Origin of the sequence: Streptomyces sp. MK7, from assembly GCF_032658145.1 — a bacterium.
GTDB classification, from domain to species: domain Bacteria; phylum Actinomycetota; class Actinomycetes; order Streptomycetales; family Streptomycetaceae; genus Streptomyces; species Streptomyces spiralis.
The window spans coordinates 1-14,542 of record NZ_JAVACL010000016.1; the positions used below are offsets into that span (position 1 = coordinate 1).

Below are 14,542 nucleotides of genomic sequence, written 5' to 3' on the forward strand. Positions count from 1 at the left end.
CCCAGTCGGCGGGAGTTTTTGTCTCGGGCTTCCTGGCTTTCGGCCGTCTGCCTTTCGACTTTCACTACGTTAGCCGATTCCCGTCCCGATTCATAATCGAGTTCAGCCGGTTCGAATTCGGGCATGCGAGCACACCAGAAACGACCCCGCTGAGGGGTGCTCGGTAAGTAGTGGGTTGGCCGCTCCGGCTGCAGGCGAACGCCGTACCCGGTTCAGCGGCTCGGGCTACGTTACGCACCTTCCGGGTGCGAGTCAACTTCTGCGGCGCCTCGGCACGTGGGCCCGGTACGGGCTCACCGTCGGATCGTCGGCGATCCAGAAGCGCCACGGGTGGACGTCACCGTTGCCGCCCTCGCCGGCGACGCCGGTGCGCGGACCGTTGCGTACCTGGTCGGAGGGGATCGGGGTGCCGGTCAGGATCCGTATCGGGGTGTCGCCGGCGGCACAGGCGTCGGTGCCGTCGAGGGACCGGTCGACGTCCAGGGCGGTGGCCAGACGGGCCGGGCCTTTGGCCAGTTCCTTGTCGTTGCGGGCCGAGATTCGGCGGGTGCGGGCCAGCTCGGCGCCCTCGACGATCTCGCCGGCGCGCAGCAGCACCCCGCTCGCCCGGCCCTCCGGTCCGCAGACCAGGTTCATGCAGTGCCACATGCCGTAGGTGAAGTAGACGTACACATGACCGGGGGGACCGAACATCACCTCGTTGCGGGCGGTGCGGCCGCGGTACGCGTGGGAGCCGGGGTCGTTCGGGCCGTCGTAGGCCTCGACCTCCGTCAGGCGCAGGGCGATGGGGCCGTCCGGGGTCGTACGCACCAGGAGGCGCCCCAGGAGGTCGGGGGCGACTTCCACTACGGGGCGGTCGAAGAACTCTCTGGGCAGGGGCGTACGGTCCGAGGGCGCGATCATGGCTTACGAGCGTAGTCCAGCCGGGTGGTGTCCCAGGGGTCGTCGATCTGTGAGGTCTGTTGCAAGGCTGTGGGCGCGGAACCGGTGGTGGCCGGATCGCGTATGTAGGGATCAGGGATCCATACGTAAAGGGAGAGTCAATGGCGTTCAAGAAGCTGCTCGCGAGCCTCGGGGCCGGCGGGGCCTCGGTGGAGACCGTCCTGCACGAGGTCAACGTCGTGCCGGGCGGGGTCGTCCAGGGCGAGGTGCGGATCCAGGGCGGGTCCGTGAACCAGGAGATCGAGGGGCTGTCGGTCGGGCTCCAGGCCAAGGTCGAGGTCGAGAGCGGCGACCAGGAGTACAAGCAGGACATCGAGTTCACCAAGGTCCGGCTCGGCGGTGCCTTCGAGCTGCAGGCGGGCGCGGTGCACGCGGTGCCGTTCGGCCTGGAGATCCCCTGGGAGACGCCAGTCACGATGATCGACGGGCAGGCGCTGCGGGGCATGCACATCGGCGTGACCACGGAGCTGGCGATCGCGCGTGCCGTGGACTCCGGCGACCTGGACCCGATCAACGTGCACCCGCTGCCGGCGCAGAAGGCGATCCTGGACGCCTTCATCCAGCTGGGCTTCCGGTTCAAGAACGCCGACATGGAGCGCGGGCACATCCGCGGGACGCGGCAGCGGCTGCCGTTCTACCAGGAGATCGAGTTCTACCCGCCGTCGCAGTACCGGGGGCTGAACCAGGTCGAGCTGAGCTTCGTCGCGGACGAACACGCGATGGACGTGGTGCTGGAGATGGACAAGAAGCCGGGTCTGTTCAGTGAGGGCAGCGACACCTACCGCTCGTTCCAGGTGGGTCTGCACGACTACCAGGGGACCGACTGGGCGGCGTATCTGCACCAGTGGATCGCCGAGGTCGGGAGCAGGCGCAACTGGTTCTAGGCTCGGGACCGGTGATTCCGTCGATCAGGGATCGCCCGTAACGGATCAGCCCGTAACCGATCAGGAGGTACCGAGGTGACCGAGCTCAAGAGGCGGCCGCTCCCCCACGACTTCCATCCGCCCGTGCCGTCCTTCACGGTCACGAGCGACGACGTCCAGGAGGGCGCGACGCTCAAGGACGCTCAGGTCCACGCGGCCGGGAACACCTCGCCGCAGCTGCGCTGGGAGGGGTTCCCGGCCAAGACCAAGAGCTTCGCCGTGACCTGCTACGACCCGGACGCGCCGACGGGCAGTGGGTTCTGGCACTGGGTGCTGTTCGACATCCCGGCCTCGGTGACGGAGCTGCCGGTCGGTGCGGGCAGCGGCAAGTTCGAGGGGCTGCCCGCGGGCGCCGTGCACGCGCGCAACGACTACGGGACGAAGGACTTCGGGGGTGCCGCGCCGCCGCCCGGGGACGGACCGCACCGGTACGTCTTCACGGTGTACGCCGTCGACCAGGAGAAGCTCGGTCCGGACGCGGACGCCTCCCCCGCGGTGGTGGGCTTCAACCTGCGGTTCCACACACTGGCGCGCGCCCAGCTGATCGGTGAGTACGAGAACCCCGCCGAGGGCTGACGTATCGCCCTGACGTGCCGCTGACGTGTCCGCCGCGGAAAACGGCGTTCACCGAACGTTTGCCCGCCTCCGGTCTTGGAAGTGATCGGAGGCGGGCATTTTTATTGCGTTGTCCATCACGGCGCGCCCGTCCAGAGTTGATCCGAGCCCGCCGGGGGGTGGGCAGGTGCACACGGGAGGTGGGCCGGATGCGGGGCACGCTGGTGCTGAACGCGAGCTTCGAGCCGCTGTCGACGGTGACGCTGAACCGAGCCGTCGTTCTGGTGCTCCAGGACAAGGCCGTGGTCGAGCAGGCCCACCCCGAGCTGCGTATGCGGGGAGCGGCGGTGGACATACCCGCGCCCCGGGTGATCCGGTTGTGCAGATACGTGCGGGTGCCGTTCCGAAGACAAGCGCCGTGGTCCAGGCGGGGTGTGCTGGTGCGGGACCGGCACCGGTGCGCGTACTGCGGGCGGCGGGCGACGACCGTGGACCACGTGGTGCCGCGGTCGCAGGGCGGGCAGGACACCTGGCTGAACACGGTGGCCTCGTGCGCGGAGGACAACCACCGCAAGGCGGACCGGACTCCGGAGCAGGCGGGGATGCCGTTGCTGCGGGAGCCGTTCGAGCCGACCCCGGCGGACGCGATGCTGCTGGCACTCGGGGCGGACGATCTCGCGGCGCTGCCGGAGTGGCTCGCGCAGCCGGCGGCGTAGTCGGTACGGCAGCGGGGCCCGACTTCGTGACGAAGGCGGGCCCCGCTGCCGTGCCACGGCTCGGTCGCTCAGTCGATCTGCGGCTTCTCCCGGCGTTCCGTGCTCGTGCCGCCGCTGTTGGAGGAGCCTCCTCCGGAGCCCGAACCGCCGCCCATGGCTCCCAGGTTGCCCATGGCGCCGGACAGGCCCTTGAGGGCGTCTCCGATCTCGCTGGGGACGATCCAGAGCTTGTTGGCGTCGCCCTCGGCGATCTTCGGGAGCATCTGGAGGTACTGGTAGGACAGGAGCTTCTGGTCCGGGTCGCCGGCGTGGATCGCCTCGAAGACCGTACGGACGGCCTGGGCCTCGCCCTCGGCGCGCAGGGCGGCGGCCTTGGCCTCACCCTCGGCGCGCAGGATCTGGGACTGCTTCTCGCCCTCGGCGCGCAGGATCTCGGACTGCCGGACACCTTCGGCCTGGAGGATGGCGGCGCGCTTGTCACGGTCGGCGCGCATCTGCTTCTCCATCGAGTCCTGGATGGAGGTGGGCGGCTCGATCGCCTTGAGTTCGACGCGGTTGACGCGGATGCCCCACTTGCCGGTGGCCTCGTCGAGGACGCCGCGCAGGGCCGCGTTGATCTCCTCGCGGGAGGTGAGGGTGCGCTCCAGGTCCATGCCGCCGATGATGTTGCGCAGGGTGGTGACGGTGAGCTGCTCGATGGCCTGGATGTAGCTGGCGACCTCGTAGGTGGCGGCCCGGGCGTCGGTCACCTGGTAGTAGATGACGGTGTCGATGTTGACGACCAGGTTGTCCTGGGTGATCACCGGCTGCGGCGGGAACGGGACGACCTGCTCGCGCAGGTCGATGCGGTTGCGGATGGTGTCGATGAACGGGACGACGATGTTGAGGCCCGCGTTGAGCGTCCGCGTGTAACGGCCGAAGCGCTCCACGATGGCGGCGCTGGCCTGCGGGATGACTTGGATCGTCTTGATCAGGGCGATGAAGACCAACACCACCAGAACGATCAGGACGATGATGACCGGTGCCATCGTTGCTTCCCGTACCCTTCTCCGCCTCGGCGCTCTCGGAAGATCCTGTGAGCTGTTGAAGATCTTGCTGGTCGAGTCTGACAGACCGTCGCATGCCGCGTGGGGCGTTCGGTCCAGGTCGGCCGGTCCCGGTGACCCCGGTCCGGTGTCCCCGTGCCGGTCGTTCGGTCCAGCTCGTCCGGTGCAGGTCAGATGACGATGGCGGTGGCCCCCTCGATGTCGACGACGTCGACTTCCGCGCCCACGTCGTAGGCACGGTCGGTGTCGAGCGCGCGCGCCGACCAGATCTCTCCGGCGAGCTTGATACGGCCGCCGGAGCCGTCGACACGTTCGAGCACGACGGCCTGCTTGCCCTTCAACGCATCGATGCCCGTGGCGAGTTGGGGGCGCTGTCTGCTGTGCCGGGCCGCGATGGGCCGGACGACGGCGATGAGGGCGACCGAGACGGCGAGAAAGGCGATCACCTGGACGACGACGTCGAAGCCGAACCCGGCGACGACCGCGGCGGCGACGGCGCCGACCGCGAGCATGCCGAACTCCGGCATCGCGGTCACCACGAGCGGGATTCCGAGCGCCGCTGCGCCGACGAGCCACCACACCCATGCGTCGATGTCGTTCACATGGTCATGGTAGGGCCGCGGGTCCTACGGCGGACAGGGCGCGAAGGGGGTGGCCCGGGCCGACGGGTGTCTCAGGACAGCGGGAGGCCCTGTGCGGTCCAGCGGTCGCCGACCTGCTCGACGACGAGCGGGAGGCCGAAGCAGTGGGAGAGGTTGCGGGAGGTGAGTTCGAGCTCCAGGGGTCCGGCGGCGAGGACCTTGCCCTGGCGGATCATCAGGACGTGGGTGAAGCCGGGGGCGATCTCCTCGACATGGTGGGTGACCATGATCATCGAGGGGGCGATGGGGTCGCGGGCGAGCCGGCCGAGGCGGCGGACCAGGTCCTCGCGGCCGCCGAGGTCGAGCCCGGCGGCGGGCTCGTCCAGGAGCAGCAGCTCGGGGTCGGTCATCAGGGCGCGGGCGATCAGGGTGCGCTTGCGCTCGCCCTCGGAGAGGGTGCCGAAGCGGCGGTCGAGGTAGTCGGTCATGCCGAGGCGGTCGAGGAAGGCGCGGGCGCGCTGCTCGTCGACGTCCTCGTAGTCCTCGTGCCAGCCGGCGGTCATGCCGTAGGCGGCGGTGAGCACGGTCTGCAGGACGGTCTGGCGCTTGGGGAGCTTCTCGGCCAGGGCGATGCCGGCCACGCCGATGCGGGGGCGCAGCTCGAAGACGTCGGTGCCGGGCCTGCCGAGGGTCTCGCCGAGGATGGTGGCGGTGCCCTTGCTGGGGTAGAGGTAGCTGGAGGCGACGTTGAGGAGGGTGGTCTTGCCGGCGCCGTTGGGGCCGAGGATGACCCAGCGCTCGCCTTCCTTGACCGACCAGGAGACCTGGTCCACCAGAGCCCGGCCCTCGCGGACCACGGATACGTCCTGAAGCTCCAGAACATCGCTCATGAGCGCGTTGTCTCCCCTTGCAGTGTGCCGCCGGTCTCGGCTGTCGCGTACGCCTGTGGCTCGGTCCGCCGCGCCGGTGGGCGCAGCCCCCAACGAATCTACGCCACGAGATGGGCGGGCCGTTCCATCGGTCCGGTCCTTAGGGTGGAGGCATGCTTTCGGAACCGCGCTCTGGACGCCTTGCCGCTTGGGGAAATGCCCTTCTTGCCGGACTTGTCTCGCCGGACGACGCCGTGCTCGCCATCGTGGGTGAGGACGCCGTCCATCGGGTGGAGGGGCTGCCCGGCGAGTCCGGGCCCGTGGGGCTGACGCTCGCGCTGGGGCGGCTGCGGGCGCTCGGGGTGGGCGCGCTGCGGGTGGCGCTGCCCGCGCCGGGGCATCCGCTGGGGCTGAGCGGGCCGCCGGAGTTCAACGCGCGGGCGATGGATGCCGAGGAGGCGGTGGTCTGTCACGGCGCCGCGTTCGGGCTGGTGCCCGAGGTGCACGAGGCGGGGCCCGAGGGTGATGTGCACGTCGAGGTGGTGTGGCACGTGCTGCCGGTGCGGGAGGCGCCGCCGGCCGATGTGCCGTCGCTGGGCGAGGCGGAACGGGAACTGGCGGAGGCGCTGCGGGAGGCGACGGAGGTGCTGTCGCGGCTGGACGTCGCCGCGTCGGGGCCGGTCGCCGAGGCGGCGATCGACGCGTACCGGGCGCGGGCGGAGCGGGGGCAGGAGGTCTTGGCGCCGGGGTATCCGCCGCGGGCGGTGCGGGTGCTGGAGCTGGCGCAGCGGGTGAGGCTGCTGATCTCGCTGGCGTACGACAACGGGCACGGCGGTGCGGTGAGCGCGTCCGAGATGGCCGCGCGGGGTGCCGCCTTGCGGCCGGTGGAGCGGACGGCTCGGCGGGCGCAGGTGGCTGCGTACAACTCCGTTGTGGAGGAGCGGGAGAAGAGGGTGCGGTGACCGAGGGTTGATTCGCGCCGTGCGTGGTGCGAGCGCCCCGGGGGGCTGCGCACCCAGACGGGCTGGTTCTGCCGACCGGCGGAACGAAGCTCTGCGGCCTGACCGCCTGACGGCCTCCCCGCGGAGCCGGGAGGCCGTGGGCAGCGGTGGGCGGGCCGGTCAGTGGTTGAGGCCGAGGTTGCCGAAGGCCGGATTGAGGACGCCGATGACATTGACGCTGTTGCCGACGGCGTTGACCGGGACGTGGATCGGGGCCTGGACGACGTTGCCCGAGACGACGCCCGGGGAGCCCTTGGCGACGCCGGCGGCCGAGGCGCCGTCGTGGGCGGAGGCCATTCCGGCACCGGCGGCCACGATCCCGCCGGCCACCGTCGCCACGGCCGCTGCCTTCTTCAGGTTCTTCACTTCTCAGCCCTTCTGGTGGTCGCCACGGCAGTCGCCGCGGCACGCACTGGAGAACGGCCGGGGCAGGCGGAGGTTGCGCCATCCGGGGGACATTCCCACGACGGTATGAATCTCAGCCGGAGCGGAACCCTCCGAATTGCCGTGGGCAGGAGCAGACCTACGGTTCCGCGGGAGGCGGGTGGCAGGCGACAGGTCAGCCGGTCACGCCATGGCGTACGGCCCACAGCGCGGCCTGGGTGCGGTCGGCCAGGTCGAGCTTCATCAGGATGTTCGACACGTGGGTCTTCACCGTCTTCTCGGACAGGACCAGGGCGCGGGCTATCTCGCGGTTGGAGCGGCCGTCCGCTATCAGGCCGAGGACCTCCCGCTCCCGCTCGGTGAGCGAACTCCCCCTGCCCTGCCCGGGGTTGTTCTCCTCCTCGGACAACAGGGCGCCCACGACCTCCGGTTGGAGGAGGATGTGTCCCGCGTGCACGGAGCGGATGGCGCCGGCGAGCGCGTCGGGGTCCACGTCCTTGTAGACGTACCCGGCGGCGCCCGCGCGCAGCGCGGGGACGACCGTGCGCTGCTCGGTGAAGCTGGTGACGATCAGCACGCGCGCCGGGTTGCCGAGCTCCCGGAGCCGGCGCAGGGCCTCGACGCCGTCCATGACGGGCATCTTGACGTCCATGAGGACGACGTCGGGCCGTAGTTCCTCGGCGCGGGCGACGCCCTCCGCGCCGTCCGCGGCCTCTCCGACGACCTCGATGTCCTCCTGTACCTCGAGGAAGGTGCGCAGGCCCCGGCGGACCACCTGGTGGTCGTCGACGACCAGCACCTTGATTGCGTCAGCCACCGGGGGCCTCCATCTCGATCGTGGTGCCCTTGCCGGGCGCCGATTCCACCGTCAGCGTGGCACCGGCCCCGCTCGACCGGTCCCGCATGGAGACCAGGCCCAGGTGGCGGCCCGCGCGCCGGACCGCCCTGGGGTCGAAGCCCCTGCCGTCGTCGGTGACGCGCAGGACGGCTCCGCGGCCCCGGCGCTCCAGGGTGACGTCGACATGTTCGGCGCCGGAGTGCCGCAGCGCGTTGTGCAGGGCCTCCTGGGCGACGCGGAGCATGGCCTCCTCCTGGGCGGCCGGCAGGGCGCGGAAGCAGCGGGCGGTGAAGGTGACGTGCGCGCCGTGGGCGCGGTCGAGGACCTGGACCTGGGTGCGCAGGGTGGCGACCAGGCCGTCCTCGTCGAGGGCCGCGGGGCGCAACTCCACGACTGCGGCGCGCAGTTCGTCGGAGGCCTCGGCGGCGAGCACGGCGACCTGCTGGAGTTCGCCCTTGGCGCGCGCCGGGTCCCGGTCGACGAGGGCGGCAGCGGCCTGGGCGGTCAGGCGCAGCGAGAACAGCTTCTGGCTGACGGCGTCGTGCAGCTCGTGGGCGAGCCGGGAGCGTTCCTCGGCGATGGTCAGCTCGCGGCTGCGCTCGTAGAGGCGGGCGTTGGTGAGGGCGATCGCGGCGTGCTGGGCGAGGATCGAGAGCAGGTCCTCGTCCTCCTCGGTGAAGCCGCAGCCGCCCTCCGGTCTGGGGCAGCGCTTGTTGGCGAGGAACAGGGCCCCGAGGACCTCGTCGCCGTCGCGGATGGGCAGGCCCAGGAAGTCGGACAGCTCGGGGTGGGCGGCCGGCCAGCCCTCGAAGCGGGGGTCCTTGCGCACGTCGGCCAGGCGCTGCGACCTGGCCTCGTGGAGCATGGCCGCGAGGATGCCGTGCTGGCGCGGGAGCGGGCCGATGGCGCGCCACTGCTCGTCGCTGACTCCGTCCACCACGAACTGGGCGAAGCCGCCGTGGTCGTCCGGGACGCCGAGGGCCGCGTACTGGGCGTCGAGCAGCTCGCGGGCCGAGGCGACGATCGTCTTCAGGACGTCGCGCACCTCCAGGTGCCTGCTCATGGCCAGCAGCGCGGAGCTCACCGCGGACAGCCCCGACCGGGGACCTTGACTCATGCCCTCACGGTACCGGCGGGGTGTGACAGTGCGGATCGGACCTGTGGAGGCGCGGTCTGCGCCGGTGGGCGTAGGACCGGTGGACCAGGTCGCGGGTCCGGTGGGACCAGGTCGCGGGCCCGGGTCGTGCGGTGTAGGGCGAAGGGCCCCGGCTGTCCGGGACCCGCGTCCGAGGCGGGGCGGGCGGCCCGGCGGGGACGTGTCATGCCATTGACTTGCTCCTCGGGCTGAAGCCTGAGGATTCTGGCCTTCCGGCCCGGTGCTGTGCCCTACGCGGCACGGGCTCCGGTCCGGATTCCGTGGCTTCCTGCTTCCTCGCGCTGTGCCGGAACAGGTCCCGGTCTTACCTTCGCTCCACAGGCTGTCACCGCCAGTCCGGCGGCCTTGATGTTCTTCGCGGCGTTGTGGTCCCGGTCGTGGACCGTGCCGCAGGCCGGGCAGGTCCGTTCCCGCACGTTGAGGGGTTTACGACCGCCTGGGTGGCCGCAGGCCGAGCACACCTGGCTGGTGGGCTCGAACCGGCCGGCCTTGACCAGGGTGCGGCCGTACCGGTCGGCCTTGTAGGCGAGCATGCCCACGAACTGGGACCAGCCCGCATCGTGGATGCTCTCGGCCGGCCCGGTGCGCGCCAGGCCGCCCACCGCCAGGTCCTCCACCCCGACCGTTTGGTTTTCACGGATCAGCTGCGTGGAGAGCTGGTGATGGAACTCGCGACGCGCGTCGGCCACCCGCGCGTGCGCGCGGGCCACCTTCAGGCGGGCCTTCTCCCGGTTCTTCGATCCCTTCTGCTTGCGGGACAGCTCCCGCTGGGCCTTCTTGAGTTTCTTCTCCGCGCGGCGCAGGAACTGCGGGGAGTCGATCTTCGTGCCGTCGGACAGCACCGCGAAGTGGGTCAGGCCGAGGTCGATGCCCACAGCCCGGTCGCTCGCGGGCAACCGTTCCGCGTCGGTGGCCGGCTCGGTTTCGACGACGAAAGAGGCGAAGTACCGGCCCGCCGCATCCTTGATCACGGTGACGCTGGAGGGCACACACGGCAGGGGCTGTGACCACCTGACACGTATCTCGCCGATCTTCGGCAGGCTCAGGCGGCCGGTCTCGGTGAGCTTCCAGCGGGCGTTCGCGGTGAACCGGACCGATTGACGGTGGTCCTTGCGCGACTTGAACCGCGGCGCGCCCAGTTTCGGACCCCTGCGCTCGCCCTCGAGGGAGGCGAAGTAGTTCCGGTACGCGCTCTCCGCGTCCCGCAGCGCCTGTTGCAGTACCACTGCGGAGACCTCGCCCAGCCAGTGCCGCTCGAGGGTCTTCTTCGCCTCGGTGAGCAGCGTCCTGGACAGGACAGCCGCGGTGGGAAACGGCTCACCGGCCGCCCGGGCCCGCTCACGCGCCGCGATCGCGGCGTTGTCCACCACCCGCGCGCACCCGAAGGCCCGGGCCAGCGCCATGCGCTGACCGGGCGCCGGGTCGAGACGGAAGGCACACCGAAGCAGCATGATCCGGACGCTGGCACCGGCCGCTGACAGTCCGGGGCGGATCAGCTCAATCCAGCTCCGCTGGAACGGTCCGGCGACGCTCCGCGTCGCAACCGCCGGACTCGCTTCACCACCGGCGTGAATGGAGGCGGTGGCCGGGTGGGCGGCGATCGACCGGAGTTACGAGGAGGCCTGCGCGGCGCTACCTGTGGCACGAGTTCGCCGACGTGCATCTCGTCCTCCCGGCCCAGCACGCTCACCCAGAGGGTTGCGACGGCAACTCCCGGTGAGGAAGCCGCCCCCGCGATGTGAGGACGCGCATAGGACCCACATCACATACGACCACGCATAGGAGACAGAACGACCCCCGACGAACGGGGCAGACGCCCTTGTCTGTCCCGTTTTGTCTGTTCCTGATCCACTACCCGGCTTCGTACGTCACATCTTTGCCCCGAGATTTTGCGATCGCTAAGAATGGCTCTCGTCGCTCAGCGCCGCGAGTTCCGCTCGCGGCGTTTGCGCGGGAAGGACCCCCTCCCGCAGTCCGGAGAGCGACCTCCGCGCTACTCGAAGAGGTCCATTCGCCATGCCCGCAAACTTCCGTTCTCTCCGCCATAGTCGCGCCCTGACCAAGGCCACCGAGTTCCTCCATCAGGGTCGTACGCTGACCCGGACCAAGACCGACGAGCTCGTCCGCCGCGGTCGTACGCTGAGCAGGGTCCAGAAGGCCGCCGTCGCCGGTACCGCCACCCTCGCCGCCGCCGCCATCGCCGTTCCCGTGGCCGTCGCAGGCGGCGAGGGCGCCACGTCCGTCTCCGCCGACGCCGTCGCCGCTCCGGTCCAGGTGGGCTCGCAGCCCGTCGAGGACGTCAAGGCCGCCGTCACCGACCAGCTCGCGGGCGAGAGCGTGAAGATCCAGGCCATCGAGGCCAAGAAGCAGGCCGCCGCCAAGCAGCAGGCCGCGAAGCGGAAGGCCGAGGCCGCCGCCAAGCGCAAGGCCGAGGCCGCCCGCAAGGCCAAGGCCGCCCGCAAGGCCAAGGCCGCGAGCCGGTCCGCGCAGCGCCCGCAGATGCGGACGGTCGCCGCCGCCACCACCTACGGCAACAACCTCAACGGCTGGATCCGTCAGTCGCTGGCGATCATGAAGCAGCACAACATCCCCGGCTCCTACAGCGGCCTGCACCGCAACATCATGCGGGAGTCCTCGGGCAACCCGAAGGCCATCAACCTCTGGGACATCAACGCCCGCAACGGCATCCCGTCCAAGGGCCTGCTCCAGGTCATCGACCCGACCTTCCGCGCGTACCACGTCCCGGGCACGTCGTGGAACATCTACGACCCGGTCGCGAACATCACCGCCGCCTGCAACTACGCGGCGCACCGATACGGTTCGATGGACAACGTCAACAGCGCGTACTGACCTCGGAGGTCGGCGCGGGCCTCTGACGACAACGCGGAAGGGCGGCACCCCGGTGCGGGGTGCCGCCCTTCGCCGTGTCCTGGACGGCGGTTCGCCGCCGCGGACGGTCCTTCGTCGCCGCGGACGGTCCTACTTGCGCATGACCTCCGGCTCGTGACGGCGCAGGAAGCGCGCCACCAGGAAGCCGCAGACGACGCCGAGGACGATCAGCGCCACCATGTCGATGCCCCAGGCCGAGGCCTCGTGGTTCCACAGCGGGTCGGTGCTGGTCGGGTCGTCGGTGTTCGGGGCGATGTTGTTGAAGTCGAGCGTGGCGCCCGCCGCGGCCACCGCCCAGCGCGAGGGCATCAGGTACGAGAACTCGTTGACGCCGACCGTGCCGTGCAGCGTGAACAGGCAGCCGGTGAACACCACCTGGATGATCGCGAACATCACCAGCAGCGGCATCGTCTTCTCGGCGGTCTTCACCAGCGAGGAGATGACCAGGCCGAACATCATCGAGGTGAAGCCGAGCGCCATGATCGGCAGGCACAGCTCGAACAGCGTCGAGCCGCCCAGCACGAGCCCCTGGTCGGGGATCTCACGGCTGGAGAAGCCGATCAGGCCGACCATCAGGCCCTGCAGCACGGTGACCGCGCCCAGCACGACGACCTTGGACATCAGATACGCCGAGCGGGACAGTCCGGTGGCGCGCTCCCGCTCGTAGATGACCCGTTCCTTGATCAGCTCTCGGACCGAGTTCGCCGCGCCCGCGAAGCACGCGCCGACCGCGAGGATCAGCAGGACCGTGGTCGCCGTGCCGTTCGGGATGTGCAGGCCCGTCTTCGGGTTGACCGCCTTGTTGACCAGCAGCCCGTGGTTGTGGTCGATCAGCAGGCTGACCGCGCCGAGCACCGCCGGCAGGATCACCGTCAGCGCCAGGAAGCCCTTGTCGGAGGCGATCACCGCGACGTACCGGCGGATCAGGGTCAGCAGCTGCGAACCCCAGCCCTGCGGCTTGGGCGGCTTCATGGCCTGCGGCGGAGGCATGGGTACGGACTGCGGGGCGACGGCGTCGATGTCCGCGGCGTACATCTGGTAGTGCTGCGAGCCCTTCCAGCGGCCCGCCCAGTCGTAGTCGCGGTAGTTCTCGAAGGCGGAGAAGACGTCGGCCCAGCTGTCGTAGCCGAAGAAGTTCAGCGCCTCCTCGGGCGGGCCGAAGTAGGCGACGGAGCCGCCCGGTGCCATCACGAGGAGCTTGTCGCACAGCGCCAGCTCGGCCACGGAGTGGGTGACCACGAGGACCGTACGGCCGTCGTCGGCCAGGCCGCGCAGCAGCTGCATGACGTCGCGGTCCATGCCCGGGTCGAGGCCGGAGGTCGGCTCGTCCAGGAAGATCAGGGACGGCTTGGTGAGCAGCTCCAGGGCCACCGAGACGCGCTTGCGCTGGCCACCGGAGAGGGAGGTGACCTTCTTGTCCTTGTGGATGTCGAGCTTCAGCTCGCGCAGCACCTCGTCGATGCGGGCATCGCGCTCGGCGGCCGTGGTGTCGGCCGGGAAGCGCAGCTTGGCCGCGTACTTCAGGGCCTTCTTGACCGTCAGTTCCTTGTGCAGGATGTCGTCCTGCGGGACCAAACCGATGCGCTGGCGCAGTTCGGCGAACTGCTTGTACAGGTTCCGGTTGTCGTAGAGGACTTCGCCCTGGTCGGCGGGGCGGTAACCGGTGAGCGCCTTGAGCAGGGTGGACTTGCCGGAGCCGGACGGGCCGATGACCGCGATCAGCGACTTCTCCGGGACGCCGAAGGACACGTCCTTGAGGATCTGCTTGCCGCCGTCGACCGTGACGGTCAGGTGGCGGGCCGAGAAGGACACCTCACCGGTGTCGACGAACTCCTCGAGCCGGTCGCCGACCAGGCGGAACGTGGAGTGGCCGACGCCGACGATGTCGTTCGGCCCGAGCAGCGCCGAGCCGCCCTTGGCGATCGGCTGGCCGTTGACGTACGTGCCGTTGTGCGAGCCCAGGTCGCGGATCTCGAAGCGGCCGTCGGGCGTGGCGTGGAACTCCGCGTGGTGGCGGGAGACCTGAAGGTCGGAGACGACCAGGTCGTTCTCCAGCGCACGGCCGATGCGCATCACCCGGCCCAGGGAGAACTGGTGGAACGTGGTGGGGCTGCGGTCGCCGTAGACCGGCGGCGCCCCCGCGCCACCACCGGGGCCCTGCTGCTGCGGGATCGACGGCGCCTGCTGCGGCTGCTGCCAGCCGGCCTGCGGGGCCTGCTGCTGCGCGGCCTGCTGAGCGGCGGGCGGCTGCTGGCCCGGCTGGCCCCAGCCGGGGTTCGCGCCCTGTGCGGCGTACGGCTGCTGCTGGGGCTGGGCCTGCGGCGTGGCGACGGCGGAAGCGGCGGCCGAGAGGTTCAGCCGCGGCCCGTCGGTGGCGTTGCCGAGGTGGACGGCCGAGCCGGGACCGATCTCCATCTGGTGGATCCGCTGGCCCTGCACGAATGTGCCGTTGGTGCTGCCGTGGTCCTCGATGACCCAACTGCGGCCGTTGAAACTGACCGTCGCGTGCCGCCAGGAGACCCTGGCATCGTCGAAGGCGATGTCTCCCTGCGGATCGCGTCCCAGGGTGTAAGGCCTGGACGGGTCGAGCGTCCAGGTCCGTCCATTGGTTTCCAGTACGAGTTCCGGCACTCCATGCCCCA

General features: G+C 70.4%; 14 protein-coding genes and 1 pseudogene. 6 read left to right on the forward strand and 9 right to left on the reverse strand.

All coding sequences use genetic code 11. From position 1 onward, the window contains the following. Nucleotides 1–252: 252 nt before the first annotated feature. Entirely contained in the window at nucleotides 253–903 is a 651-nt protein-coding gene (locus R2S09_RS18955) for a DNA-3-methyladenine glycosylase (protein ID WP_306183930.1), read from the reverse strand. Between the two features lie 140 nt (nucleotides 904–1,043). Here R2S09_RS18955 and R2S09_RS18960 point away from each other — a divergent pair, with 140 nt between their 5' ends. From R2S09_RS18960 to R2S09_RS18970, 3 genes are all read left to right on the forward strand, one after another. Beyond that, nucleotides 1,044–1,826, forward strand: a complete 783-nt coding sequence (locus R2S09_RS18960) for a sporulation protein (RefSeq protein WP_316742249.1) — start codon at nucleotides 1,044–1,046, stop codon at nucleotides 1,824–1,826. Nucleotides 1,827–1,901: 75 nt separating this feature from the next. Then, nucleotides 1,902–2,441: a YbhB/YbcL family Raf kinase inhibitor-like protein gene (locus R2S09_RS18965; RefSeq protein ID WP_306183927.1), complete on the forward strand. Its 540-nt coding sequence runs from the start codon at nucleotides 1,902–1,904 to the stop codon at nucleotides 2,439–2,441. 188 nt (nucleotides 2,442–2,629) lie between these two features. After that, nucleotides 2,630–3,136, forward strand: coding sequence for an HNH endonuclease (locus R2S09_RS18970; protein ID WP_306183925.1), 507 nt, complete (start codon nucleotides 2,630–2,632; stop codon nucleotides 3,134–3,136). A 68-nt stretch (nucleotides 3,137–3,204) separates the two neighbouring features. On the opposite strand, the gene R2S09_RS18975 is transcribed toward R2S09_RS18970, so the two are convergent. The 3 genes from R2S09_RS18975 to R2S09_RS18985 all read right to left on the reverse strand — a co-directional run bounded on the left by R2S09_RS18975 (nucleotide 3,205) and on the right by R2S09_RS18985 (nucleotide 5,653). After that, nucleotides 3,205–4,164, reverse strand: coding sequence for an SPFH domain-containing protein (locus R2S09_RS18975; protein ID WP_306183923.1), 960 nt, complete (start codon nucleotides 4,162–4,164; stop codon nucleotides 3,205–3,207). A gap of 188 nt (nucleotides 4,165–4,352) precedes the next feature. Further along, nucleotides 4,353–4,784, reverse strand: a complete 432-nt coding sequence (locus R2S09_RS18980; RefSeq protein ID WP_306183922.1) for an NfeD family protein — start codon at nucleotides 4,782–4,784, stop codon at nucleotides 4,353–4,355. A gap of 71 nt (nucleotides 4,785–4,855) precedes the next feature. Beyond that, a complete protein-coding gene (locus tag R2S09_RS18985; protein ID WP_306183920.1) occupies nucleotides 4,856–5,653 on the reverse strand; it encodes an ABC transporter ATP-binding protein in 798 nt (265 codons plus the stop codon). A 152-nt stretch (nucleotides 5,654–5,805) separates the two neighbouring features. On the opposite strand from R2S09_RS18985, the gene R2S09_RS18990 reads away from it, so the two are divergent. Continuing rightward, complete coding sequence (locus tag R2S09_RS18990; protein WP_316742252.1) at nucleotides 5,806–6,594, forward strand: hypothetical protein; 789 nt, start codon at nucleotides 5,806–5,808, stop codon at nucleotides 6,592–6,594. Between the two features lie 159 nt (nucleotides 6,595–6,753). Here R2S09_RS18990 and R2S09_RS18995 read toward each other — a convergent pair whose 3' ends face one another. From R2S09_RS18995 to R2S09_RS19010, 4 genes are all read right to left on the reverse strand, one after another. Next, nucleotides 6,754–6,999, reverse strand: coding sequence for a chaplin (locus R2S09_RS18995; protein WP_306183916.1), 246 nt, complete (start codon nucleotides 6,997–6,999; stop codon nucleotides 6,754–6,756). A gap of 193 nt (nucleotides 7,000–7,192) precedes the next feature. Continuing rightward, a complete protein-coding gene (locus R2S09_RS19000) occupies nucleotides 7,193–7,834 on the reverse strand; it encodes a response regulator transcription factor (protein ID WP_316742253.1) in 642 nt (213 codons plus the stop codon). Next, on the reverse strand, nucleotides 7,827–8,972 hold the full coding sequence (locus R2S09_RS19005; protein WP_316742255.1) for a GAF domain-containing sensor histidine kinase: 1,146 nt from the start codon (nucleotides 8,970–8,972) through the stop codon (nucleotides 7,827–7,829). Before R2S09_RS19005 ends, R2S09_RS19000 begins: the two co-directional genes overlap by 8 nt. Nucleotides 8,973–9,241: 269 nt before the next feature. Beyond that, nucleotides 9,242–10,462: an RNA-guided endonuclease TnpB family protein gene (locus R2S09_RS19010; protein WP_316742257.1), complete on the reverse strand. Its 1,221-nt coding sequence runs from the start codon at nucleotides 10,460–10,462 to the stop codon at nucleotides 9,242–9,244. A 121-nt stretch (nucleotides 10,463–10,583) separates the two neighbouring features. Here R2S09_RS19010 and R2S09_RS19015 point away from each other — a divergent pair. Together R2S09_RS19015 and R2S09_RS19020 are read left to right on the forward strand one after the other, a co-directional pair. Then, nucleotides 10,584–10,731 (forward strand): annotated as a pseudogene (locus tag R2S09_RS19015) (S-adenosylmethionine:tRNA ribosyltransferase-isomerase); the annotation flags it as partial. Between the two features lie 296 nt (nucleotides 10,732–11,027). After that, entirely contained in the window at nucleotides 11,028–11,861 is an 834-nt protein-coding gene (locus R2S09_RS19020; protein ID WP_316742258.1) for a transglycosylase SLT domain-containing protein, read from the forward strand. Nucleotides 11,862–11,990: 129 nt separating this feature from the next. Here R2S09_RS19020 and R2S09_RS19025 read toward each other — a convergent pair whose 3' ends face one another. After that, nucleotides 11,991–14,531, reverse strand: coding sequence for an FHA domain-containing protein (locus tag R2S09_RS19025; RefSeq protein WP_316742260.1), 2,541 nt, complete (start codon nucleotides 14,529–14,531; stop codon nucleotides 11,991–11,993). Between the last annotated feature and the right edge of the window lie 11 nt (nucleotides 14,532–14,542).

Coding starts and splice junctions, on each gene's coding strand:
- R2S09_RS19020 (WP_316742258.1), top strand. CDS start 11,028: ATGCCCGCAAACTTCCGTTCTCTCCGCCATAGTCGCGCCCTGACCAAG.
- R2S09_RS18955 (WP_306183930.1), bottom strand. CDS start 903: ATGATCGCGCCCTCGGACCGTACGCCCCTGCCCAGAGAGTTCTTCGAC.
- R2S09_RS18975 (WP_306183923.1), bottom strand. CDS start 4,164: ATGGCACCGGTCATCATCGTCCTGATCGTTCTGGTGGTGTTGGTCTTC.
- R2S09_RS18960 (WP_316742249.1), top strand. CDS start 1,044: ATGGCGTTCAAGAAGCTGCTCGCGAGCCTCGGGGCCGGCGGGGCCTCG.
- R2S09_RS19010 (WP_316742257.1), bottom strand. CDS start 10,462: ATGCTGCTTCGGTGTGCCTTCCGTCTCGACCCGGCGCCCGGTCAGCGC.
- R2S09_RS18990 (WP_316742252.1), top strand. CDS start 5,806: ATGCTTTCGGAACCGCGCTCTGGACGCCTTGCCGCTTGGGGAAATGCC.
- R2S09_RS18970 (WP_306183925.1), top strand. CDS start 2,630: ATGCGGGGCACGCTGGTGCTGAACGCGAGCTTCGAGCCGCTGTCGACG.
- R2S09_RS18985 (WP_306183920.1), bottom strand. CDS start 5,653: ATGAGCGATGTTCTGGAGCTTCAGGACGTATCCGTGGTCCGCGAGGGC.
- R2S09_RS19005 (WP_316742255.1), bottom strand. CDS start 8,972: ATGAGTCAAGGTCCCCGGTCGGGGCTGTCCGCGGTGAGCTCCGCGCTG.